The sequence below is a fragment of the Geodermatophilus sp. SYSU D00965 genome (assembly GCF_054050075.1).
Map to the genome: position 1 here is coordinate 32,956 of NZ_JBJGYQ010000005.1, position 21,601 is coordinate 54,556.

Genomic DNA, 21,601 nt, shown 5'->3' on the forward strand with positions numbered 1-21,601 from the left:
GGGCGCCCGGGAACCAGGTTCCCGGGCGCCCCTCGTGCGCGTCGTCCGTCAGGCGTTGACGGTCCAGGTGTCGCCGCCGGCCAGGATGGCGTCGAGGTCGGCCGGCGACTGCGTCCGGGCCTCCTCGATCTGCTCGGCCATCATCCGGTCGTAGGTCGGCTTCTGCACCGCCCGGAAGACGCCCATCGGCGTGTAGCGCAGGTCCTGGCTGGACAGCCGCGACAGCGCGAAGGCGTAGGACGGGTCCTGGCGCGTGGCGTCGTGCACCACGATGTCCTCGGCGGCCACCTGGTTGGTCTCGGCGATGCGCAGCCCGCCGAACTCGTCGCGGACCACGCAGGACGCGCCCTCCGGACCGAACACCAGCGGCTTGCCGTGCTCCAGGGGGATCGACCACTGCGTGCCGGTGGTCGGGTCCTTGAGCAGGTCGAAGGCGCCGTCGTTGAAGATGTTGCAGTTCTGGTAGATCTCCACCAGCGCCGTGCCCTGGTGCTCGGCGGCCTGCCGCAGCACGTCGGTGAGGCCCTTGCGGTCGGAGTCCATCGCCCGGCCCACGAACGTCGCGTCGGCCCCGATGGCCAGGGACACCGGGTTGAACGGGTGGTCCAGGGAGCCCATCGGCGTGGACTTGGTGACCTTGCCGACCTCGCTGGTGGGCGAGTACTGGCCCTTGGTGAGCCCGTAGATCCGGTTGTTGAACAGCAGGATCTTCAGGTTCACGTTGCGGCGCAGCGTGTGGATCAGGTGGTTACCACCGATCGACAGCGCGTCGCCGTCCCCGGTCACGACCCAGACCGACAGGTCCGGGCGCGAGGCGGCCAGGCCGGTGGCGATCGCCGGGGCGCGGCCGTGGATCGAGTGCATCCCGTAGGTGTTCATGTAGTACGGGAAGCGCGACGAGCAGCCGATGCCCGAGACGATGACCATGTCCTCGCGCGCGATGCCGAGGGAGGGCAGGAAGCTCTGGACCGCGTTGAGGATGACGTAGTCACCGCACCCGGGGCACCAGCGGACCTCCTGGTCGGTCTTGAAGTCCTTGGCCTTCAGCGCGGTCTGCTTCTCGCCCTGGCTCTCGAGGGAACGGGCGATGGCGTCCGCGATGGGACCTTCGGCCGGCATGCCGAGGTCGATGGTGGTCACTGGGTGCCTCCGGTGGTGGAGTCGATGACGTCCTGGATGACCGCGGCGAGCTCGGCGGCCCGGAAGGGCAGCCCGCGCACCTGCGTGTGGCTCTGGACGTCGACGAGGTACTTGGCGCGCAGGAGCAGGGCCAGCTGCCCCATGTTCATCTCGGGGCAGACCACCTGGTCGTAGCGGCGCAGGACGTCCCCGAGGTCGGCCGGCATCGGGTTGAGGTGGCGCAGGTGGATCTGTGCGACCGAGCGGCCCGAGCTGCGGATCCGGCGGCAGGCGGCCCCGATCGGGCCGTACGTCGAACCCCAGCCGATCACGGCGACACGGGCGTCGCCGTCGGGGTCGTCGACCTCGGTGGGCGGCAGGGTGGCCGCGATGCCGTCGACCTTGGCCTGGCGCAGCCGGGTCATCAGGTCGTGGTTGGCCGGGTCGTAGGAGATGTTGCCGGTCTTGTCGGCCTTCTCCAGGCCGCCGATCCGGTGCTGCATCCCGGCCGTGCCCGGGATCGCCCACGGGCGGGCGAGGGTCTCCGGGTCGCGCAGGTAGGGGAGGAACTCGCCGTCCTCGCCGTTGGGCTCGGTGGCGAACTCCACCCGCAGGTCGGGCAGCGCCTCGACGTCCGGGATCTGCCACGGCTCGGCGCCGTTGGCCAGGTAGCCGTCGGACAGCAGGATCACCGGGGTGCGGTAGGTCAGCGCCATCCGCGCCGCCTCCAGCGCCGCGTCGAAGCAGTCGGCGGGGGAGCGCGGTGCGATCACCGGCAGCGGCGCCTCGCCGTTGCGGCCGAACATGGCCTGGAGCAGGTCCGACTGCTCGGTCTTGGTGGGCAGCCCGGTGGAGGGCCCGCCGCGCTGCACGTCGACGACCACCAGCGGCAGCTCGGTCATCACCGCGAGGCCGATCGCCTCGGACTTCAGCGAGATCCCCGGCCCGGACGTCGTCGTGACGCCCAGCGCGCCGCCGAAGGAGGCGCCGATCGCCGAGGCGACGCCGGCGATCTCGTCCTCGGCCTGGAACGTCCGGACGCCGAAGGCCTTGTGCCGGGACAGCTCGTGGAGGATGTCCGACGCCGGCGTGATCGGGTAGGCGCCGAGGAAGACCGGCAGGCCCGACCGCTGGCCGGCGGCGACGATGCCGAGCGCCAGGGCCTGGTTGCCCGAGATGTTGCGGTAGCGCCCCGGCGCCATCGGCGCGGGCTTGATCTCGTAGGAGACCGCGAAGGCCTCCGTCGTCTCGCCGTAGTTGTAGCCGGCCCGGAAGGCGGCGATGTTGGCCGCGGCGATCTCGGGCTTGCGGCGGAACTGGCGCTCGAGGAAGCGGATCGTCCCCTCGGTGGGCCGGTGGTACATCCAGCTCAGCAGGCCGAGGGTGAACATGTTCTTGCTGCGCTCGGCCTCCTTCTTGCCGAGGCCGGAGTCGGCGAGCGCGTCCAGGGTCATGCTCGTCAGCGGCACGCTCACCAGCTGCCAGCCGTCGAGGGAACCGTCCTCGAGCGGGCTGGTGGCGTAGCCGACCTTGGCCAGGTTGCGCGGGGTGAACTCGTCGGAGTCGACGATCAGCAGCCCGCCGCCGGGCAGGTCGGAGAGGTTGGCCTTCAGCGCGGCCGGGTTCATGGCGACCAGCACGTCCGGGGCGTCGCCCGGGGTCATGATGTCGTGGTCGGCGAAGTGCAGCTGGAAGGAGCTGACGCCCGGCAGGGTCCCCGTCGGCGCGCGGATCTCGGCGGGGAAGTTCGGCAGCGTCGACAGGTCGTTGCCGAACGACGCCGTCTCGCTGGTGAACCGGTTCCCGGTCAGCTGCATGCCGTCGCCGGAGTCGCCGGCCAGCCGGATGACGACCCGGTCCAGCTCGACGACGCTCTTGACGAAGGGCGCCGTGCTGCCCGCCGATCCGGCGGTCTCGGGCGGGTTGGTCGTGGTCATCAGTGGGTGCACCTCCACCGGCCGAGGTTACGTGTCCGTCACAACCCGCGGTCCGGCTGTTGGGCTGACGGTCGGAGAGCGCCGGGCCGGACCCGGCTGCCGAGAGGCGCAACCCCCGCTCCGGCGTCGCCATTCCGTGACGGTGCTCGCAGGACGCGGCGCCCCGGCGCGGGGAACGGCGCCCCCCGGCGCTCCGTTGTGCGGGACGTGCAGCGCTGGAGCAACGGGCTGAAGACCGCGGTCCTCCTCGGTCTCATGGGCGGGCTGATCCTGGCCGCCGGCGCGCTGATCGGCGGGCGCAGCGGGCTGCTGGTCGCCCTCGTCGTCGCCCTGGCCGTCAACGGCTACGCGTACTTCAACAGCGACAAGCTGGCGCTGCGGGCGATGCGGGCCTTCCCCGTCACCGAGACCCAGGCGCCGGCGCTGTACTCCATCGTCCGGGAGCTGGCCACCGAGGCCCGCCAGCCGATGCCCCGGCTCTACGTGAGCCCCACCGACCAACCCAACGCGTTCGCGACCGGGCGCAACCCGCGCAACGCGGCCGTCTGCGTCACCCAGGGCATCCTCGAGCTGCTCGACCGCCGGGAGCTGCGCGGGGTGCTCGCCCACGAGCTGTCGCACGTCTACAACCGCGACATCCTGATCAGCTCGGTCGCCGGCGCGATGGCGACGGTGGTCACCTACCTCGCGCACATGGCGATGTTCGCCTCGCTGTTCGGCGGGCGGTCCGACGAGCGCGGAGGCGGCAACGCCCTCGGCAGCCTGCTACTGGTGGTCCTCGGCCCGCTCGCGGCCGGGCTGGTGCAGATGGCGGTCAGCCGCAGCCGCGAGTACCAGGCGGACGCCTCCGGGGCCGTCCTGTCGCACGACCCGCTGGCCCTGGCCTCCGCCCTGCGCAAGATCGAGCGGGGTGCGGCCGCCCGGCCCCTGCCGCAGGAGGACCGGCTGGTGACGCAGAGCCACCTGATGATCGCCAACCCGTTCCGCGGGCCGGGGCTGGCATCGCTGTTCGCCAGCCACCCGCCGATGCCGCAGCGCATCGCCCGGCTGGAGCAGCTCGCCCGCGAGCTGGGGTGACGGCCCCCTCGCCCCCCGCCCTCGCGGCGGGCCCCAGCGAGGGGGCCGTCACCCCAGCTCAGCGGTAGTTGTCGAACTGCAGGGCGACGTCGAGGTCCTTGCCGCGCAACAGTTGCTGGACGGCCTGGAGGTCGTCGCGCTTCTTGCCGCTGACCCGCAGCGAGTCGCCCTGGATCTGTGCCTGCACGCCCTTCGGCCCCTCGTCGCGGATGATCTTGGCGATCTTCTTGGCGGTGTCGGACTCGATGCCCTGCTTGATGCGGGCGGAGATCTTGTAGCCCTTGCCGGAGGACTGCGGGTCGTCGGCGTCGAGGGACTTCAGCGAGATCTTGCGCTTGACCAGCTTGTCCTTGAACACGTCGAGGGCGGCCGTGACCCGTTCCTCGGTGTCGGCCTGCAGGGTGACGCCCTCCTCGCCGGCCCACGCGATGCTGGCGTTGGTGCCACGGAAGTCGAAGCGCTGGGTGAGCTCCTTGGCGGCCTGGTTGAGCGCGTTGTCGACCTCCTGGCGGTCGACCTTGCTCACCACGTCGAAGGACGAGTCGGCCATCTGTGGGTGCTCCTCTCGGTCCGCCGTCCACGCGGGGTGCCTGGTGGGGGCGGCGGTGTCGTCTTGTACGCTCTTCCGGTACCACCACGGCGGGTTGCCCGAGTGGCCAATGGGAGCGGACTGTAAATCCGTCGGCTTAGCCTACGAAGGTTCGAATCCTTCACCCGCCACAGGTACGTCGCAGGCCCCCGACCTCCACCGAGGTCGGGGGCCTGCGTGCTTCCCCGGCCGGCCCGCGTCAGGCGGTGGCCGGAGCCCGGGCGCTGGCGACGGCGGTCCGGTCGAGCGGCTCCCCGCCGAGGAAGAGCCAGCCGAAGGCGATCTCGACCCGGCGGGTGCAGTGCACGGTGACCTCCACCCCGTCGGTCTCGGTCGACCACGCGTCGAGCGGCGTCCGACCGTCGGCGAGCTGGTCGGCGACGGCGGCCTGCGTGCTGGCGAGGGTGAGCGGCAGCGTCGTCCCCAGCCCGGTGGCGTAGACCGCGGCCTCGTCCGTGGCGTTGGCGGCGGCGAGCGCCGCTCCGTCGCAGACGGCCTGCACCTCCTGCTGCTCGAGGAAGGCGTCGGACGCCGCGATCGCGCCGAAGGCCATCAGCGCCGCGACCAGCCAGCAGACCAGCACCAGCGGCAGCGTGGAACCGCGTTCGGCCTCCTGCTCGTCGCGTCGCACGGCGGGGAGCGTAGGGCGCGTCGCGCGCAGTCCACGGCCTGTGGACGGCGCTGTGGACGGCTGTGGACGAGGCGTCGGGAGGGCCGGTGCGGGGCTCCGCCGCCTGTGGATCGCGGGCGACACGCCCTCCACTGTCGCGGTCGGCGTCCCGGTGGGCACAGGAGTCTCACCCGTTCCAGTGGTCACACCAACAGGTGACACAGTGGCAGATCGCGCTACGCAGAGTGACGGCATGACGGTTCGTCACTCCGTCGTGATCTTCCGTGCTTGTCCGGATCGGGTGACGGGCAGCAATCTCTCGGGCGCGGTCCGTACCGAACGACGCTCTGCCCCCGCGCCTGGGTGACTGCCGCACATCTGTGCAGTCCTTCATGCCTGAGGAGGCGTCATGAACACGCAGCGTGGAGCCAAGTGGGGTCGCGGAGCCAAGTGGGGTCGCGGAGCCAAGTGGGGTCGCGGGGCCAAGTGGGGCTGCTGAGTTCCCGCTAGACATCCCACGGGGCAGTTGGTCCGGCGGCGGACCGGCTGCCCCGTTCGGGTTGGTGGCGCTCCCTTCCCGGCGAATTCCGCTGTTAGCCTCGGCGCGCTCTCCTCCCCTTTCCCAGAATCCGGGTGACGTTGGCCAGTCCCGAGCCGCGCGCGCCGTTGCCACGGGCCGCCGCGCCACTCCATCCGTGGGCCATCGCGGCAGGCGGTGTCCTGCTCGCGGTGGTCGTCGCCGTCCTCGTGTTCCCCCGGGCGACCACGGCGTTCGAGCCGCTGCCCTTCCTGCTCGTCGCCATCGCGTTCTTCGTTACCGAGACCGTCTCCCTGCAGATCGAGTTCCGCCGGCAGACCTACCTGTGGTCGGTGAGCGAGCTGGCCATGACCCTCGCCCTGGTCGAGGTGGGCGGTCTGTGGGCGGCCGTCGCCCGGGTCCTGGGTCTGGGCGCCAGCCTGGCCGTGCAGCGCTACGCGCCGGCCAAGGCCGTGTACAACCTCGCGGTCGCCGTCGTGGAGATGGCCGTGGCCGCCGCCGTCCTCGAGATCCTGCCCGTCGGCGAGCTGACCGCGCCGATCACCTGGTTCGCCCTCATCCTCGCCGTCCTGGCGGCCGACGTCGTCGGCACCTCGCTCGTGGTCACCGCCATCCGGCTCAGCGGTGGTGACCCCGGCCGGCAGTTCTGGCAGGAGCAGTTGCTGCCGATCGCCGTGGTCGGGCCGTTCGCGGTCTCGGTGGCCGTCGTCGCGCTGCTGCTGACCTCGCTGACGGTGTGGTCCGGGGTGCTCATGCTCCCCGCGGCCGCGGCCGTCATCCTGCTGTTCCGGCGGTTCGCGGCCGTGGCGCGGGAGAGCAAGCGGCTGGAGCGGGTGTACGAGTTCGCGCGTCGCGTCGAGGGCGTCGCGCCGGACGAGGAGGGCACCTTCCAGATCGTCGACGCCGTCCGGGAGCTGCTCAACGCCGAGCGCGTCGCCCTGTGGCTGCCCCCGTACCTGGACGAGGGGCCCCAGCTCGTCGTCGCCGCCGAGGACGGCCGGTCCTGGTACGACGGCCCCGGCGACCCCGACGACCTCATCCGCCGCCGGGCCACCGACGGGTCGAACGACGGCCCGCTGCTGGTGAGCCTCGCCCGCGCGACCGAGACCGAGGCCGCTGGCCTGGCCCGGCGCGGCGCCCGGGACCTGCTCGCCGCGCCGGTCGCCACCGCCGCCGGCGAGCCCGGCTACCTCGAGGTCTGCGACCGTCGCAGTGACGTGATGACCTTCGGCGGCGGCGACCGCTCCGCGCTGGACTCCATGCTCACCCACGTCAACGCGGCGATCCGGCAGCAGCAGCTGCTCACCCAGATCCGCTACGACGCCGACCACGACCGGCTCACCGGCCTGCCCAACCGGCAGCGCCTCGCCGTGGAGATCGACGCACTGCTGGCGGCCGACCCGGTCGGCGGCCGGGTGGGCCTGATCCTCGCCGCGCTGGACAACTACACCGAGGTCACCGACACCCTCGGGCACGCGGCCAGCGACGAGCTGCTGCTGGTGACCGCCGGCCTGCTCCGGGAGCACGCGCCGCCGCAGGCCCTCGTCGCACGGATGGAGGGCGAGCAGTTCGCCGTCCTGCTGCCCGGCCTGTCGCTGGCGGCCACCGAGCGCGCCGCCCGCCGGCTGCGGGAGGCCACCTCGACCCGCGCCCGGGTCGCGGGCCTGGACCTGGAGGTCACCCTCTCCATCGGCGTGGCCGCGGCGCCGGTCCACGGCAACGACGCCGGCACCCTCATGCAGCGGGCCGACGTCGCCCTGCTCGCCGGGTCCGGCTCCAGCGGGATCGCGAGCTACCACCCGGTGCTCGACCAGCAGAGCCTGCGCCGCCTGCAGCTGGGCACCGAGCTCGAGCAGGCCATGGCCGACGGGCAGATCAGCGTGGTCTTCCAGCCGATCATCGACGCGCGGTCCTCCGACATCGTCTCGGTGGAGACGCTGGTGCGCTGGGCCCACCCCCGCTACGGCGCCATCGCGCCGGACGACTTCATCCACCTGGCCGAGCAGATCGGCCGCATCGGCCTGCTCACCGACCACGTGCTCGACCTGGCGCTGGCCCGCTGCCGCAAGTGGCTCGACCAGGACATCGCCCTCTCGGTCGCGGTCAACCTCTCGGCGCGCTGCCTCTCCGAGCCCGACCTGGTCGACCGCGTGCGCCGGGCGCTGCGGCGGCACGGCGTCCCGGGGGAGCTGCTCACCCTCGAGCTCACCGAGGGCAGCGTCGTCGACGACTCGGTGCGCAGCAGCACCGTGCTGGCCGACCTGCACGCCCTCGGGCTGCGGCTGTCCATGGACGACTTCGGGACCGGGTACTCGTCGTTGTCCCAGCTGCGCCAGCTGCCGATCGACGAGGTGAAGATCGACAAGTCCTTCGTGCTGGGGATGTCGACCAGCCAGGGGGAGTCGTTCATCGCCCGCTCGATCATCGAGCTCGCCCACAACCTGGGGCTGCGCGTGGTGGCCGAGGGCGTCGAGGACGAGCTGACCCGCAACCTCCTGGCCGAGATGGGCTGCGACAAGCTCCAGGGCTTCCTGGTCAGCCGACCGCTGCCCGACGACCGCCTGGAGAGCTGGATCCTCGCCCGCACCGGCGTCCGGTCCGCCGTCCCGGGCACGCCGCACCGGCGGCTGTTCGTCCGCACGTGACCGGCCGGGGGACCCCCCTGCAGCAGGCCCCGGGAGCCGTCAGGTAGAGTTCACGACGGCTCCGGCCACCGCCCCTTTAGCTCAGTCGGCAGAGCGTCTCCATGGTAAGGAGAAGGTCTACGGTTCGATTCCGTAAAGGGGCTCCGACCCACCGGTCCAGTCGCGAGACCGGGCCGCACGGGTCATCCCGGCGGTGTAGCTCAGCCAGGCAGAGCAAGCGGCTCATAATCGCTGTGTCACCGGTTCAAATCCGGTCACCGCTACTCTCGACGGACCCCGCACCCCGGGGTCCGTCGTCGTGTGGACGCCGTCCGCACGCCGGGCCCGGCAGGCCCGTCCGACAAGGCTAGGAGAGCTCCGTGGCAGCCACCGACATCCGTCCCAAGATCACCCTGGCCTGCCAGGAGTGCAAGAACCGCAACTACATCACCCGCAAGAACCGGCGCAACGACCCCGACCGGCTCGAGCTGAAGAAGTACTGCCCGAAGGACCGCAAGCACACGATCCACCGCGAGACCCGCTGACGCAGCGGTCCCACGCGGGAGGAGGGCGGGAGCATGGCGCTTGATCCGACACTGGTCGGGCGCAGCTACCCGCCCTCCGTCGTCTACGAGGTCGGTCGCGAGAAGATCGCCGAGTTCGCCGCCGCGATCGGCGAGACCGACCCGGTGCACCGCGACCCCGCCGCCGCCCGCGCCGCGGGGCACCTCGACGTGATCGCCCCGCCCACGTTCGCCATCGTGCTGACCCTCTCGGCCGCCGGCGTCGTCGTCGAGGACCCGGACGTCGACCTGGACTACAGCCGCGTCGTGCACGGCGAGCAGAAGTTCACCCACCACCGCCCGATCCGCGCCGGGGACCGCCTGGTCGCCGTCCCCACGATCGAGGCGGTCCGCAGCGTCGCGGGCAACGACCTGCTCACCACGCGGGTCGACGTCGCCACCGAGGACGGCGAGCCGGTGTGCTCGGCGTCGTCGATGCTGGTCGCGAGGGGGGCGGCGTGAGCGGACAGGGGCGGGCGCCCGGCAGCGAGCGGGGAGCGTCGTGAGAGCCGCGGACGTCGCCGTCGGGACCGAGCTGCCCGAGCAGACCTACCGGGTCACCCGCGCCGACCTGGTGCGCTACGCCGGGGCCTCGGGGGACTTCAACCCGATCCACTGGAACGAGCGCGTGGCCACCGAGGTCGGCCTGCCGGGGGTCATCGCCCACGGGATGCTGACCATGGCGCTGGCCGGCCGCGCGGTCACCGCCTGGGCCGGGGACCCGGGCGCCCTGGTGGAGTACCACGTCCGGTTCGGCCGGCCGGTCGTCGTCCCGGACGACGCCGACGGCGCCACGGTCACCGTGCGCGGGAAGGTCGCCGCCCTCGGGGAGCACGGTCGCGTCCGCGTCGACCTCACGGTCACCAGCGTCGGCGAGAAGGTCCTCTCGCTGGCCCGCGCCACCGTCCAGCTGGCGTGAACGGGCGGCGCCGAGCCGTCGTCGCGGCCGCCTCGGTGCTTCTCCTGGCCGGCTGCGGGACCTCCTTCGTCGACACCGTCGCCGCGGAGGGCGCTCCGCCGCCCCCGGCGGGGGAGCCCGGCAGCTGCGACCGGCGCGCGGAGCCCGATCCCGACCGGCCCGTGGTGACCCTCGACGTCCGGCTGGAGGACGACCTGCGGACGGTCACCGGGACCGAGACGGTGGTCTTCACCCCCGACCGCGCCACCGACGAGCTGGTCTTCCGGCTGGTCCCCAACGCGCCCGACGCCGCCCGCGCGGGCAACCGGCTGGCCGTCGACGCCGTCCGCGGGGACGACGTCGCCGGGGGCGGCTACGAGGACGCCGGCGCCGAGGACCCCGGCGGGCTCTACGTCGTCCGGCTGGACGACGAGCTCGCGGCCGGGGACGCCACGGAGGTGGAGCTGGACTTCACCCTGACGCTGGGCCGGGGCGGCTTCGAGCGGGTCGGGACGGCCGAGGGGGTGTCCTGGTGGGCCAGCGGCGCCCCGCTGCTCGCCTGGGAGCCCGGCGTCGGCTGGGCCCGCGACCCGTTCGTCGAGGTGACGGGCGAGACCGCGGTCAGCCCGGTCGCCGACACCACGATCCGCGTCTCCGCGCCGGAGGACCTCACCGTCCTCATGACCGGCGACCAGGAGGAGCCCTCCGCGCCCCGCGACGGCCGCCGCACCTGGACGTCGACCGAGCCGGTGGCGCGGGACGTGAGCATCGCGGTGGGGGAGTTCACCACCGCCACGGCCACCACGCCCGGCGGTGTCGAGGTGACCACCGGGGTGCTGCCCGACCCGCAGGTCCCCGCCGACGAGCTCGCCGGCTGGACCGTCGAGGCCATCGGCGAGCTGGAGGAGCGCTTCGGCGACTTCCCGTACGAGACGCTCACCGTGCCCCTGCTGGCCGACTACGGCGGCGGCATCGAGTACCCCAGCTCGATCCTGCTGGCCGGCGCCGACCGGGTGGTGCTGCTGCACGAGGTCGCGCACATGTGGTTCTACGGGATGGTCGGGGACTCCCAGTTCCGCGACCCCTGGCTGGACGAGGCGTTCGCCACCTACGCGGAGTCGGTGGCCTTCCCGGCACCGGACGTGGAGGTGGAGCAGGCGCTGCAGGTGCCCGGGGACGTCGGCTCGGCGATGGACGGGTTTCCCGCCTCCGGGCCGTACTTCCGCCGGGTCTACGGCAAGGGCGGTGCCGCGCTGCTGGCCGCCCGCGAGGCCGCCGGTGCCGAGGCCTTCGACGCCGCGCTGCGTTGCTACGTGAACGTCAACGCCTGGACGATCGCCACCCCGGACGACGTCGCCCTCGCACTGCAGGACCTCCCCGCGGCCCTCGACGTCCTGGTGGACGCCGGAGCCCTGCAGGAGGACGACCTGCCGCGCTAGGCCGCGAGCCTGGGGGGTCCTTCTCGGGGGTCGTGCTCAGTCGGCGGAGCCGAGCAGGCGCTGCATCCGGCTGACGCCCTCCACCAGGTCGTCGTCGCCCAGCGCGTAGGACATCCGCAGGTACCCGGGGGTGCCGAACGCCTCACCGGGGACGACGGCGACCTCGGCCTCCTCGAGGATCAGCTCGGCCAGCTCGACGCTGGTGCTCGCCGTCCGCCCGGCGATCGGCCGGCCCAGCAGGCCCTTCACCGACGGGTAGACGTAGAACGCCCCCCGCGGTTCCGGGCAGGCCACGCCGGGGATCTCGCGCAGCATGGCGACGATCGTGCGGCGCCGCCGGTCGAAGGCCTCCTTCATGGTCGCCACCGCCGACAGGTCGCCGTTCAGGGCGGCGATGGCGGCGGCCTGCGAGACGTTGGCCACGTTGGAGGTGGCGTGCGACTGCAGGTTGGTGGCCGCCTTGACGACGTCGGCCGGGCCTGCGATCCAGCCGACCCGCCAGCCGGTCATCGCGTAGGTCTTGGCGACCCCGTTGACCACGACGCACCGGTCGGTCAGCCCGGGCACGACGACCGGCATGGACGGTGCGGTGGCCCCGTCGTAGGTCAGGTGCTCGTAGATCTCGTCGGTGAGCACCCACAGCCCGTTGTCCAGCGCCCACCGGCCGATCTCCTCGACCACCTCGGGCGGGTACACCGCGCCGGTGGGGTTCGACGGCGAGCAGAACAGCAGCACCTTGGTGCGCGGCGTGCGGGCGGCCTCCAGCTGGGCGACCGACACCAGGTAGCCGCTCTCCTCGTCGGCCACGACCGGCACCGGCACGCCGCCGGCGAGGGCGATGGCCTCCGGGTAGGTCGTCCAGTACGGCGCGGGGAGCAGCACCTCGTCGCCGGGGTCGAGCATCGTGGCGAACGCCTCGTACACGGCCTGCTTGCCGCCGTTGGTCACCAGCACGTTGGCCGGGGTGATGCGGAGGCCGGAGTCGCGGGCGGACTTGGCCACGATCGCCTCCTTGAGCGCCGGCAGGCCGCCCGCGGGGGTGTAGCGGTGCATGGCCGGCTGGCGGCAGGCGGTGAGGGCGGCCTCGACGATGTAGTCCGGCGTCGGGAAGTCCGGTTCGCCGGCGCCGAAGCCGATCACCGGCTTGCCCGCCGCCTTGAGCGCCTTGGCCTTCGCGTCCACCGCCAGCGTCGCGGACTCGGCGATGGCGGCGATCCGGCGGGAGATCCGCCGCTGCGCGGGCGGCAGGTCGGTGGCGGGGGCAGCGGGCTCCGAGGAGGAGACGGCGGTCATGCCCTCATCGTGTCAAAGGATGGCGGCCGGGGTCGCCCCCGATCCCGGACCACCGACCCCGGTGGCCTCGGGCACCGTCGGTGACGACGGGGGAGGTGGTCCCGCCGGCCTCCTCTCGCACGGCCTCCCTCCGGCGCCCGGCGGACCGGCCCCCGGGCGGACTCGTCGGGCCCTCGGCACCCTTTCGGAGGGACGTTGGCTGAGGCCCCCGTCGGTCCCGTACACTGGCTGTCCTGGGGCAGTTGACCCCGCCACCGGCGTGCCCCGGATGCCCCCACGGGCTCGGTGCTGGCCGGGGTGGGGTGGGCGGTCCCAGGCCCGGCCCAGGGCATAGGGGTGTAGCTCAATTGGCAGAGCAGCGGTCTCCAAAACCGCAGGCTGCAGGTTCAAGTCCTGTCACCCCTGCCCGTGCCGCCGGCTCCCGCCGGCGACGTGCACGATCCGTACGACAGCACCGACCACCGACCGTCGGCCCGAGAGCAGCGGCCACCACCCACGAGGCGAGCGAGGCGCAGTGAGCGACGAGAAGCCGGGCCGCGAGGACGATCCTCGCGCGGCCTCCGACGCCGAGCTGACCGACGAGCAGCTCGACCGCGAGGCCCCGGGCGTCGACGACGCCGCCGAGCTCGAGGCCGCCGAAGCCGAAGTCGCCGCCGAGGCCGAGGCCGACGAGGACAAGGTCGTGGCAGGGCGCCCCTCGGGCGCCCGCCGCGGCAGCCGCATCACCGCGGGGGACGACGAGGACGACGACGAGCCGGTCGCCTCGCGCACCCGCAGGCCGGCCCGGGAGCGCACCGCTGCCCGTCCCGCCGGGCGGGCCGCGGACGGTGCCGGCACGCGGTCGCGCGCGGCCGCGCAGCGGGCCCGCGCCGAGGAGGTCCGCCAGCGGCGCAGCATCCGCCGGTTCTTGCGCGAGGTCGTCGCCGAGCTGCGCAAGGTCATCTGGCCGGGGCGGCGCGAGCTGATCACCTACACGACCGTCGTCATCGTCTTCGTGGCCTTCATCGTGGCGCTGGTGGCCGGCCTGGACCTCCTCTTCGCCAAGGGCGTGCTCGCCGTCTTCGGCTGAGCACCGCCGCCACACCCACACGACGCCGACGAGGAAGAGACACCGTGACCGACCCCCGCGAGCCCTTCGACACCGACAGCGCCGTCGAGGGGATCGACCTCGACGACGCACGTTTCGACGTCCGCGGTGCCGCTGACGTGGAGACCGGCGCGGGGGAGCCCGGTGCCGCCGAGGGTTCCTCCGACACCGCCGACCAGGACGCCCTCACCGGCGTGGCCGACGCGGCGCCCGAGGTCGAGAGCGGCGACGCCGACAGCCTCGTGAGCGACCCGCTGGCCGCGCCCGCGCCGTCCTCCGACCTCCCGGAGGACCAGGAGGACGAGGACCCGGCCGAGACGCTGCGCAAGGCCCTGCGGATCGCGCCCGGCGACTGGTACGTCGTCCACTCCTACGCGGGCTACGAGAACAAGGTGAAGACCAACCTCGAGTCCCGCATCCAGTCGCTGGACATGGAGGACTTCATCTACCAGATCGAGGTGCCCACCGAGGAGGTCACCGAGATCAAGAACGGCAAGCGCACGCAGGTCAACCGCAAGGTCTTCCCCGGCTACCTGCTGGTCCGCATGGAGCTCAACGACGAGTCCTGGGGCGCGGTGCGCAACACCCCGGGCGTCACCGGCTTCGTGGGCGCCACCTCGCGGCCCTCGCCGCTGACCCTCGACGAGGTCGTCAAGATCCTCGCCCCGGCCGTCCAGAAGCCGGCGGCCAAGGCCGCCGAGACGACGACCACCACGGCCGCGCCGGCCGCCGTGGTCGACTTCGAGGTCGGCGAGTCGGTCACCGTCATGGACGGCCCGTTCGCAACCCTCCCGGCCACGATCAACGAGATCAACGCCGAGCAGCAGAAGCTGCAGGTGCTCGTCTCCATCTTCGGCCGGGAGACGCCGGTCGAGCTCTCGTTCAACCAGGTCCAGAAGATCTGAGGAAGGACCCCGTCGCCTCCCGCCGCTCGCACTCTCGCGGTGGGGCCCTGCGACGAGGCCGTTCCACCCCGTCACGAAGAAGGAAGTCATGCCCCCCAGGAAGCGGTTGACCGCGGTCATCAAGCTCCAGATCAACGCCGGTGCGGCCACCCCCGCCCCGCCCGTGGGTCCGGCGCTCGGCCAGCACGGCGTCAACATCATGGAGTTCTGCAAGGCCTACAACGCCGCCACGGAGTCGCAGCGCGGCAACGTGATCCCGGTCGAGATCTCCGTCTACGAGGACCGCTCGTTCACCTTCGTCACCAAGACCCCGCCGGCGGCGCGCATGCTGCTCAAGGCGGCCGGCGTGGAGAAGGGCTCCGGCGAGCCGCACAAGACCAAGGTCGCCACCGTGACCCGCGACCAGGTTCGCGAGATCGCCCAGACCAAGATGGCCGACCTCAACGCCAACTCCCTCGACGAGGCCGAGAAGATCATCGCCGGCACCGCCCGGTCGATGGGCATCACCGTCCAGGGCTGAAAGAGGACCCCGCTGCCCCCCGAGCCTCGCTAGCTCGGCCCGGGACCCTGCAGCGGGGCCGTTCCACCACGGCACCAGTGGGAGGGCCTCTCGCCAGGCCCGCGCACCACACGACTCCCGGCTTCGCGCCGGGGGAGAGGACACACCATGGCGAAGCACGGCAAGAAGTTCCGCGAGGCGGCCGCGAAGGTCGACCGCGACAACCTGTACTCCCCGCTGCAGGCCGCGTCCCTGGCCAAGGAGACGTCGCCGACCACCTACGACGCGACCGTCGAGGTGGCCATGCGGCTGGGCGTCGACCCGCGCAAGGCCGACCAGATGGTCCGCGGCACGGTCAACCTGCCGCACGGCACCGGCAAGACCGCCCGGGTCATCGTGTTCGCGACCGGTGACAAGGCCGCCGAGGCCGAGGCCGCCGGCGCCGACGTCGTCGGCTCGGACGACCTGATCGAGCGCATCCAGGGCGGCTTCCTGGACTTCGACGCCGCGATCGCGACCCCGGACCAGATGGCCAAGGTCGGCCGCATCGCCCGCATCCTCGGCCCGCGCGGCCTGATGCCGAACCCGAAGACCGGCACCGTCACCCCCGACGTGACCAAGGCCGTCAACGACATCAAGGGCGGGAAGATCAACTTCCGCGTCGACAAGCAGGCCAACCTGCACCTGGTCATCGGCAAGACCTCGTTCGACGAGACCAAGCTGGTGGAGAACTACGCCGCGGCGCTGGACGAGGTCCTGCGGGCCAAGCCGGCCGCGGCCAAGGGCCGGTACGTCAAGAAGGTCACCATCTCCACGACCATGGGCCCGGGCATCCCGGTCGACCCGAACCGCACCCGCAACCTGACGGTGGACGAGCCCACCGCCTGAGGAAGGACCCCGTCCCCCTCACCGCTCGCACGCTCGCGGTGAGCCTCTGGACGGGGCCAGCACCCGCACGTCACGGGGCCCCGTCGCGCACCGCGCGGCGGGGCCTCCGTCGTCCCGGGTGACGACGGCGACAGCGGCGGCCCCGCGCGCGGGTGTACCCTTGGCTTCGTTCCCCCCAAGACCGCAGGTCGTCGCACGTCCGCGTGCGATCGAAGGTCCCGGATCCCGGGCGGCCCGCGCAGGAGGACGGTTCGATCGGTGAGCGTCGTGCGCCCACCCCTCGCCCCGTGCGCCCTGCGCCGGGGCGTTCCTCGTCTCCGGGCCCGGACATCGCCCGCCGTCGTGCACCGGCCGGTGGTCGCCCGACAGACGAGAGGAGGCCCATGCCCACGCAGGCGAAGGCCGCGGTGATCGACGAGATCACCGAGCGGTTCCAGTCGTCCAGCGCGGCGGTGCTCACCGAGTACCGCGGGCTGACCGTGGCCCAGCTGACCCAGCTGCGCCGTTCCCTCGGTGAGGGCAGCAGCTACGCCGTCGTCAAGAACACCCTGACGAAGCGTGCCGCGGAGCAGGTCGGCTTCGGCGACCTCGCCCCGCTGCTCAACGGGCCCACCGCGATCGCCTTCATCGAGGGCGACCCGGTGAACGCCGCCAAGGCCATCCGTGACTTCGCGCGGGCCAACCCGCTGCTCGTCGTCAAGGGTGCCGTCGTCGAGGGCCGCACCGTCGGCGCCGCCGAGGTCACCGCCCTGGCCGACGTCGAGCCGCGCGAGGTCCTGCTGGCCAAGCTGGCCGGCGCGATGAAGGGCAACCTCACCAAGGCCGCGGGTCTGTTCCAGGCCCCGCTGTCCCAGGTCGCCCGCCTGGCCGCCGCGCTGCAGGAGAAGAAGCCCGCCGAGGGCGCCGACTCCGCTGCTGCTGACACCACCCCCGCCACCGACGCTGACGCCGCCGACGCCGCGGCCAGCACCGACTGACCCCCGAAGGAGAGATCATGGCCAAGCTGTCCACCCAGGACCTGCTCGACGCGTTCAAGGAGATGACGCTGCTCGAGCTGTCCGACTTCGTGAAGCAGTTCGAGGAGACCTTCGAGGTCACCGCTGCTGCGCCGGTCGCCGTCGCGGCCGCCCCGGCCGCCGGTGGCGGCGACGGCGGTGCCCCGGCCGCCGAGGAGCAGGACGAGTTCGACGTCATCCTCGAGAGCGCCGGTGACAAGAAGATCCAGGTCATCAAGGAGGTGCGCGGCCTGACCTCCCTGGGCCTCAAGGAGGCCAAGGACCTGGTCGACGGCGCGCCGAAGCCGGTCCTGGAGAAGGTCGCCAAGGACGCTGCCGAGAAGGCCAAGGCCGCTCTCGAGGGCGCCGGCGCCACCGTCACCGTCAAGTAAAGGACCTCGCTGCCCCCTCCGCCTCGCACGCTCGGCGCGGGACCCTGCAGCGAAGCCCCTGCCCGGTGATCGCCGGGTGAGCACCACCTCGCACGACCCGCAGGGGCCGTCCTCCACCCGGAGGGCGGCCCCTGCGGCGTCCCGTCGGCTCCGCCCCCGAGGCCTCGTCGGTGCGCCGTCGGACCGGCGGACGGCGAGGGCGCGCCATGCCCTGACGTCCGGCGGACCGTGCGGTCGGCCAGGAAAGCCCGGCGTGGCAGTCCCGCAGGGGCCGTCGGCCTGGCATCATGGCCGTGTCGTCGCGCACGACCCGACCCGGCCCCGCTGGGCCGGCTGCCTTCCCGGGTGTGTCTCCGGTCGCTACCGGACCCCCGACGTGGACAGCCCGCCGTAGCAGGGGTAGGGTTCTCTGTTGCGCTGCCCCCTGACTGCCTGCCCGCTACTGACGGGTCACCAGTGGTGCCCGGGATTCGTCCCGGCCACACCCGGGAGACCGACACGGTGCAGGACCGACGCGGACAGCCCCGCCATTACCGACGACGACCCAGGACGAACCAGCACCCACCGCCCGCACGTCGTGAGGTCCTTGGAAGGACGCATCTTGGCAGGCTCTCGCCCCACCAGCATCTCCGCCAGCACCACTGAGTCAGGCACCACCGGTACCACCCCGCAGCCCCCGCAGACCGGCCCCCGCACCGGCGAGGCCGACCAGCAGAAGATCCCCGGCGCCCCGCTGCGCGTCTCGTTCGCCAAGATCTCCGAGCCCCTCGAGGTGCCGGACCTCCTGGCGCTGCAGACGGCCTCCTTCGACTGGCTGGTCGGCAGCCCCGAGTGGCGGGCCACCCTCTCCCCCGAGGAGCAGGCGACCGCCGTCGGCGGCCTCGCCGAGATCCTCGAGGAGATCTCGCCGATCGAGGACTTCAGCGGCTCGATGTCGCTGTCCTTCTCCAACCCGCGCTTCGAGGACGTCAAGGCGTCCCTCGAGGAGTGCAAGGACAAGGACATGACCTACGCGGCGCCGCTGTTCGTCACCGCCGAGTTCATGAACAACACCACCGGCGAGATCAAGAGCCAGACGGTGTTCATGGGCGACTTCCCGATCATGACGAACAAGGGCACGTTCGTCATCAACGGGACCGAGCGTGTCGTCGTCTCGCAGCTCGTCCGCAGCCCGGGCGTCTACTTCGACAAGACGCTGGACAAGACCTCCGACAAGGACGTCTTCAGCGCCAAGGTCATCCCCAGCCGCGGTGCGTGGCTGGAGTTCGACGTCGACAAGCGCGACACCGTCGGCGTCCGCATCGACCGCAAGCGCCGGCAGCCGGTCACCGTGCTGCTCAAGGCGCTGGGCTGGACCGAGGACCGCATCCGCGAGCACTTCCAGTGGTCGCCGACCGTCCTCGCCACCCTGGAGAAGGACCACATCGCCGGGCAGGACGAGGCGCTGCTCGACATCTACCGCAAGCTGCGGCCGGGCGAGCCGCCGACGCGGGAGAGCGCCCAGGCGCTGCTGGAGAACCTCTTCTTCAACCCGAAGCGCTACGACCTGGCCAAGGTCGGCCGCTACAAGGTCAACAAGAAGCTCGGCGTCGAGGTGCCGCAGAGCACGCTGACGCTGACCGAGGACGACATCGTCGCCACCATCGAGTACGTGGTGCGCCTGCACGCGGGCGAGCCCGAGCACGGTGTCGACGACATCGACCACTTCGGCAACCGCCGGCTGCGCACCGTCGGTGAGCTGATCCAGAACCAGATCCGGGTCGGCCTCTCCCGCATGGAGCGCGTCGTCCGCGAGCGGATGACCACCCAGGACGTCGAGGCGATCACGCCGCAGACCCTGATCAACATCCGGCCGGTCGTCGCCTCCATCAAGGAGTTCTTCGGCACCAGCCAGCTGTCCCAGTTCATGGACCAGACCAACCCCCTCGCGGGCCTGACCCACAAGCGTCGCCTGTCGGCGCTGGGCCCCGGTGGTCTGTCCCGTGAGCGGGCCGGCATGGAGGTCCGCGACGTCCACCCGAGCCACTACGGCCGGATGTGCCCGATCGAGACGCCGGAAGGCCCGAACATCGGTCTGATCGGCTCGCTGTCGGCCTACGGGCGGGTGAACGCCTTCGGCTTCATCGAGACCCCGTACCGCCGGGTCGAGAACGGTGTGGTCACCGACCGGATCGACTACCTGACCGCCGACGAGGAGGACCGCTTCGTCGTCGCCCAGGCCAACTCGCCGCTGGACGCCCAGGGCCGGTTCGCCGAGGAGCGCGTCCTGGTCCGCACCAAGGGCGGTGAGGTCGACTACCTCTCGCCCGAGCAGGTCGACTACATGGACGTCTCGCCGCGGCAGATGACCTCGGTCGCGACGGCGATGATCCCGTTCCTCGAGCACGACGACGCCAACCGCGCACTCATGGGCGCGAACATGCAGCGTCAGGCCGTCCCGCTGCTGCGCAGCGAGGCGCCGCTGGTCGGCACCGGCATGGAGCTGCGTGCCGCCGTCGACGCCGGCGACGTCGTGGTGGCCGAGAAGGCCGGTGTGGTCGAGGACTCCACCGCCGACTACGTCACCGTCATGGCCGACGACGGCACCCGGCAGACCTACCGCCTGCTGAAGTTCCGCCGCTCGAACCAGGGCACCTCGATCAACCAGACCCCCGTCGTCGACGAGGGCCAGCGCGTCGAGGTCGGCCAGGTCATCGCCGACGGGCCGTGCACCGACCAGGGCGAGATGGCGCTGGGCAAGAACCTGCTCGTCGCCTTCATGCCGTGGGAGGGCCACAACTACGAGGACGCGATCATCCTGTCGCAGCGCCTCGTGCAGGACGACGTCCTGTCCTCGATCCACATCGAGGAGTTCGAGGTCGACGCCCGCGACACCAAGCTCGGTGCCGAGGAGATCACCCGGGACATCCCGAACGTCTCCGAGGAGGTCCTCGCCGACCTCGACGAGCGCGGCATCATCCGCATCGGTGCCGAGGTCGTCCCCGGCGACATCCTCGTCGGCAAGGTCACGCCCAAGGGCGAGACCGAGCTGACCCCCGAGGAGCGGCTGCTCCGCGCGATCTTCGGTGAGAAGGCCCGCGAGGTCCGCGACACGTCGCTGAAGGTCAAGCACGGTGAGTCCGGCAAGGTCATCGGCGTCCGCGTGTTCTCGCGCGAGGACGGCGACGAGCTGCCCGCCGGCGTCAACGAGCTGATCCGGGTCTACGTCGCCCAGATGCGCAAGATCTCCGACGGTGACAAGCTCGCCGGCCGCCACGGCAACAAGGGCGTCATCGCGAAGATCCTGCCGCAGGAGGACATGCCGTTCCTCGAGGACGGCACCCCGGTGGACATCGTCCTCAACCCGCTGGGCGTGCCCGGCCGGATGAACGTCGGCCAGGTCCTGGAGACCCACCTCGGGTGGGTCGCCAAGTCCGGCTGGCAGGTCGAGGGCGACCCCGAGTGGGCCCAGAACCTGCCGGAGGCGGCGAAGGCGGCCGCGCCGGGCACCCGGACGGCGACCCCGGTGTTCGACGGTGCGCGCGAGGAGGAGATCGTCGGGCTGCTGAGCTCGACCGTCCCCAACCGCGACGGCAACCGGATGGTGGCCCCGACCGGCAAGGCGCGGCTGTTCGACGGCCGCTCCGGTGAGCCGTTCCCCGAGCCGATCTCGGTGGGCTACGTCTACATCCTCAAGCTGCTGCACCTGGTCGACGACAAGATCCACGCCCGCTCGACCGGCCCCTACTCGATGATCACGCAGCAGCCGCTGGGTGGTAAGGCGCAGTTCGGTGGCCAGCGGTTCGGCGAGATGGAGTGCTGGGCGATGCAGGCCTACGGCGCGGCCTACGCGCTGCAGGAGCTGCTCACCATCAAGTCCGACGACATCCTGGGCCGCGTCAAGGTCTACGAGGCGATCGTCAAGGGCGAGAACATCCCCGAGCCGGGCATCCCGGAGTCGTTCAAGGTGTTGCTCAAGGAGCTGCAGTCGCTCTGCCTCAACGTCGAGGTGCTCTCCGGCGACGGGCAGGCGATCGAACTGCGTGACACCGACGACGAGGTGTTCCGGGCCGCGGAGGAGCTGGGCATCGACCTGTCCCGCCGCGAGCCCTCCAGCGTCGAGGACGTGTGATCGGCCGCTGGCCGGCCCCGGGCACCCGGGGCCGGCC

The 21,601-nt window shown here is 72.1% G+C and carries 18 protein-coding genes and 4 tRNA genes; 17 read left to right on the plus strand and 5 right to left on the minus strand.

Annotated features, from left to right (window positions below; genetic code table 11):
* Positions 1-48: 48 nt before the first annotated feature.
* Both ACI789_RS06010 and ACI789_RS06015 read right to left on the minus strand, forming a co-directional pair.
* Positions 49-1,140 carry a 2-oxoacid:ferredoxin oxidoreductase subunit beta gene (locus ACI789_RS06010; RefSeq protein ID WP_457007162.1) on the minus strand — a complete coding sequence of 364 codons (1,092 nt, stop codon included), beginning with the start codon at positions 1,138-1,140 and terminating at the stop codon, positions 49-51.
* A complete protein-coding gene (locus ACI789_RS06015) occupies positions 1,137-3,056 on the minus strand; it encodes a 2-oxoacid:acceptor oxidoreductase subunit alpha (RefSeq protein ID WP_457007163.1) in 1,920 nt (639 codons plus the stop codon). Before ACI789_RS06015 ends, ACI789_RS06010 begins: the two co-directional genes overlap by 4 nt.
* Positions 3,057-3,263: 207 nt before the next feature.
* Here ACI789_RS06015 and htpX point away from each other — a divergent pair, with 207 nt between their 5' ends.
* Positions 3,264-4,133, plus strand: a complete 870-nt coding sequence (htpX, locus tag ACI789_RS06020) for a zinc metalloprotease HtpX (RefSeq protein WP_456917548.1) — start codon at positions 3,264-3,266, stop codon at positions 4,131-4,133.
* Positions 4,134-4,191: 58 nt separating this feature from the next.
* Here the strand turns inward: htpX and ACI789_RS06025 are convergent, their stop codons facing one another.
* The gene (locus tag ACI789_RS06025; RefSeq protein WP_456917547.1) at positions 4,192-4,683 is read right to left on the minus strand and encodes a YajQ family cyclic di-GMP-binding protein; all 492 of its coding nucleotides are present in this window, start codon (positions 4,681-4,683) and stop codon (positions 4,192-4,194) included.
* Between the two features lie 88 nt (positions 4,684-4,771).
* Between ACI789_RS06025 and ACI789_RS06030 the strand changes: the two genes are divergently transcribed.
* A tRNA-Tyr gene (locus ACI789_RS06030) sits at positions 4,772-4,853 on the plus strand.
* A gap of 68 nt (positions 4,854-4,921) precedes the next feature.
* Here ACI789_RS06030 and ACI789_RS06035 read toward each other — a convergent pair.
* Positions 4,922-5,353: a pilus assembly protein TadG-related protein gene (locus ACI789_RS06035; RefSeq protein WP_456917546.1), complete on the minus strand. Its 432-nt coding sequence runs from the start codon at positions 5,351-5,353 to the stop codon at positions 4,922-4,924.
* Positions 5,354-5,965: 612 nt separating this feature from the next.
* On the opposite strand from ACI789_RS06035, the gene ACI789_RS06040 reads away from it, so the two are divergent.
* The 7 genes from ACI789_RS06040 (at position 5,966) to ACI789_RS06070 (ending at position 11,394) form a co-directional block, all read left to right on the plus strand.
* Positions 5,966-8,515 (plus strand): putative bifunctional diguanylate cyclase/phosphodiesterase, encoded by a 2,550-nt coding sequence (locus tag ACI789_RS06040; protein ID WP_457007164.1) that lies wholly within the window; start codon positions 5,966-5,968, stop codon positions 8,513-8,515.
* A gap of 70 nt (positions 8,516-8,585) precedes the next feature.
* Positions 8,586-8,658 (plus strand) — tRNA-Thr (locus ACI789_RS06045).
* A 46-nt stretch (positions 8,659-8,704) separates the two neighbouring features.
* Positions 8,705-8,778 (plus strand) — tRNA-Met (locus ACI789_RS06050).
* Positions 8,779-8,874: 96 nt separating this feature from the next.
* Positions 8,875-9,039, plus strand: coding sequence for a 50S ribosomal protein L33 (rpmG, locus tag ACI789_RS06055; protein WP_097205646.1), 165 nt, complete (start codon positions 8,875-8,877; stop codon positions 9,037-9,039).
* A 33-nt stretch (positions 9,040-9,072) separates the two neighbouring features.
* The gene (locus tag ACI789_RS06060; RefSeq protein ID WP_457007165.1) at positions 9,073-9,519 is read left to right on the plus strand and encodes an FAS1-like dehydratase domain-containing protein; all 447 of its coding nucleotides are present in this window, start codon (positions 9,073-9,075) and stop codon (positions 9,517-9,519) included.
* 40 nt (positions 9,520-9,559) lie between these two features.
* Positions 9,560-9,976, plus strand: coding sequence for a MaoC family dehydratase (locus ACI789_RS06065; protein WP_457007166.1), 417 nt, complete (start codon positions 9,560-9,562; stop codon positions 9,974-9,976).
* A complete protein-coding gene (locus ACI789_RS06070; protein ID WP_457007167.1) occupies positions 9,973-11,394 on the plus strand; it encodes a peptidase M1 in 1,422 nt (473 codons plus the stop codon). The genes ACI789_RS06065 and ACI789_RS06070 overlap by 4 nt, the downstream gene beginning before the upstream one ends.
* A 36-nt stretch (positions 11,395-11,430) precedes the next feature.
* Here ACI789_RS06070 and ACI789_RS06075 read toward each other — a convergent pair whose 3' ends face one another.
* On the minus strand, positions 11,431-12,687 hold the full coding sequence (locus ACI789_RS06075; protein ID WP_457007168.1) for a pyridoxal phosphate-dependent aminotransferase: 1,257 nt from the start codon (positions 12,685-12,687) through the stop codon (positions 11,431-11,433).
* Positions 12,688-13,019: 332 nt separating this feature from the next.
* Between ACI789_RS06075 and ACI789_RS06080 the strand changes: the two genes are divergently transcribed.
* The 8 genes from ACI789_RS06080 (at position 13,020) to rpoB (ending at position 21,564) form a co-directional block, all read left to right on the plus strand.
* Positions 13,020-13,092: transfer RNA gene (locus ACI789_RS06080), tRNA-Trp, on the plus strand.
* Between the two features lie 109 nt (positions 13,093-13,201).
* Positions 13,202-13,756, plus strand: a complete 555-nt coding sequence (secE, locus tag ACI789_RS06085; protein WP_457007169.1) for a preprotein translocase subunit SecE — start codon at positions 13,202-13,204, stop codon at positions 13,754-13,756.
* 44 nt (positions 13,757-13,800) lie between these two features.
* Entirely contained in the window at positions 13,801-14,679 is an 879-nt protein-coding gene (gene nusG, locus ACI789_RS06090) for a transcription termination/antitermination protein NusG (RefSeq protein WP_457007170.1), read from the plus strand.
* 88 nt (positions 14,680-14,767) lie between these two features.
* Positions 14,768-15,199, plus strand: coding sequence for a 50S ribosomal protein L11 (gene rplK, locus ACI789_RS06095; RefSeq protein WP_091446692.1), 432 nt, complete (start codon positions 14,768-14,770; stop codon positions 15,197-15,199).
* A 147-nt stretch (positions 15,200-15,346) separates the two neighbouring features.
* On the plus strand, positions 15,347-16,066 hold the full coding sequence (rplA, locus tag ACI789_RS06100) for a 50S ribosomal protein L1 (protein ID WP_457007171.1): 720 nt from the start codon (positions 15,347-15,349) through the stop codon (positions 16,064-16,066).
* Positions 16,067-16,449: 383 nt separating this feature from the next.
* Positions 16,450-17,043, plus strand: a complete 594-nt coding sequence (gene rplJ / locus ACI789_RS06105; protein ID WP_456917537.1) for a 50S ribosomal protein L10 — start codon at positions 16,450-16,452, stop codon at positions 17,041-17,043.
* Positions 17,044-17,060: 17 nt separating this feature from the next.
* Positions 17,061-17,453 carry a 50S ribosomal protein L7/L12 gene (gene rplL / locus ACI789_RS06110; RefSeq protein ID WP_456917536.1) on the plus strand — a complete coding sequence of 131 codons (393 nt, stop codon included), beginning with the start codon at positions 17,061-17,063 and terminating at the stop codon, positions 17,451-17,453.
* A 601-nt stretch (positions 17,454-18,054) separates the two neighbouring features.
* Positions 18,055-21,564 (plus strand): DNA-directed RNA polymerase subunit beta, encoded by a 3,510-nt coding sequence (gene rpoB, locus ACI789_RS06115; RefSeq protein ID WP_457007172.1) that lies wholly within the window; start codon positions 18,055-18,057, stop codon positions 21,562-21,564.
* Positions 21,565-21,601 lie beyond the last annotated feature (37 nt).

Bases quoted from the DNA above. Each gene is read 5' to 3' on its own strand.
- ACI789_RS06015 (WP_457007163.1), bottom strand. From the start codon at position 3,056: ATGACCACGACCAACCCGCCCGAGACCGCCGGATCGGCGGGCAGCACG.
- ACI789_RS06025 (WP_456917547.1), bottom strand. From the start codon at position 4,683: ATGGCCGACTCGTCCTTCGACGTGGTGAGCAAGGTCGACCGCCAGGAG.
- ACI789_RS06060 (WP_457007165.1), top strand. From the start codon at position 9,073: ATGGCGCTTGATCCGACACTGGTCGGGCGCAGCTACCCGCCCTCCGTC.
- ACI789_RS06075 (WP_457007168.1), bottom strand. From the start codon at position 12,687: ATGACCGCCGTCTCCTCCTCGGAGCCCGCTGCCCCCGCCACCGACCTG.
- rplK (WP_091446692.1), top strand. From the start codon at position 14,768: ATGCCCCCCAGGAAGCGGTTGACCGCGGTCATCAAGCTCCAGATCAAC.
- rplA (WP_457007171.1), top strand. From the start codon at position 15,347: ATGGCGAAGCACGGCAAGAAGTTCCGCGAGGCGGCCGCGAAGGTCGAC.
- rplJ (WP_456917537.1), top strand. From the start codon at position 16,450: ATGCCCACGCAGGCGAAGGCCGCGGTGATCGACGAGATCACCGAGCGG.
- rplL (WP_456917536.1), top strand. From the start codon at position 17,061: ATGGCCAAGCTGTCCACCCAGGACCTGCTCGACGCGTTCAAGGAGATG.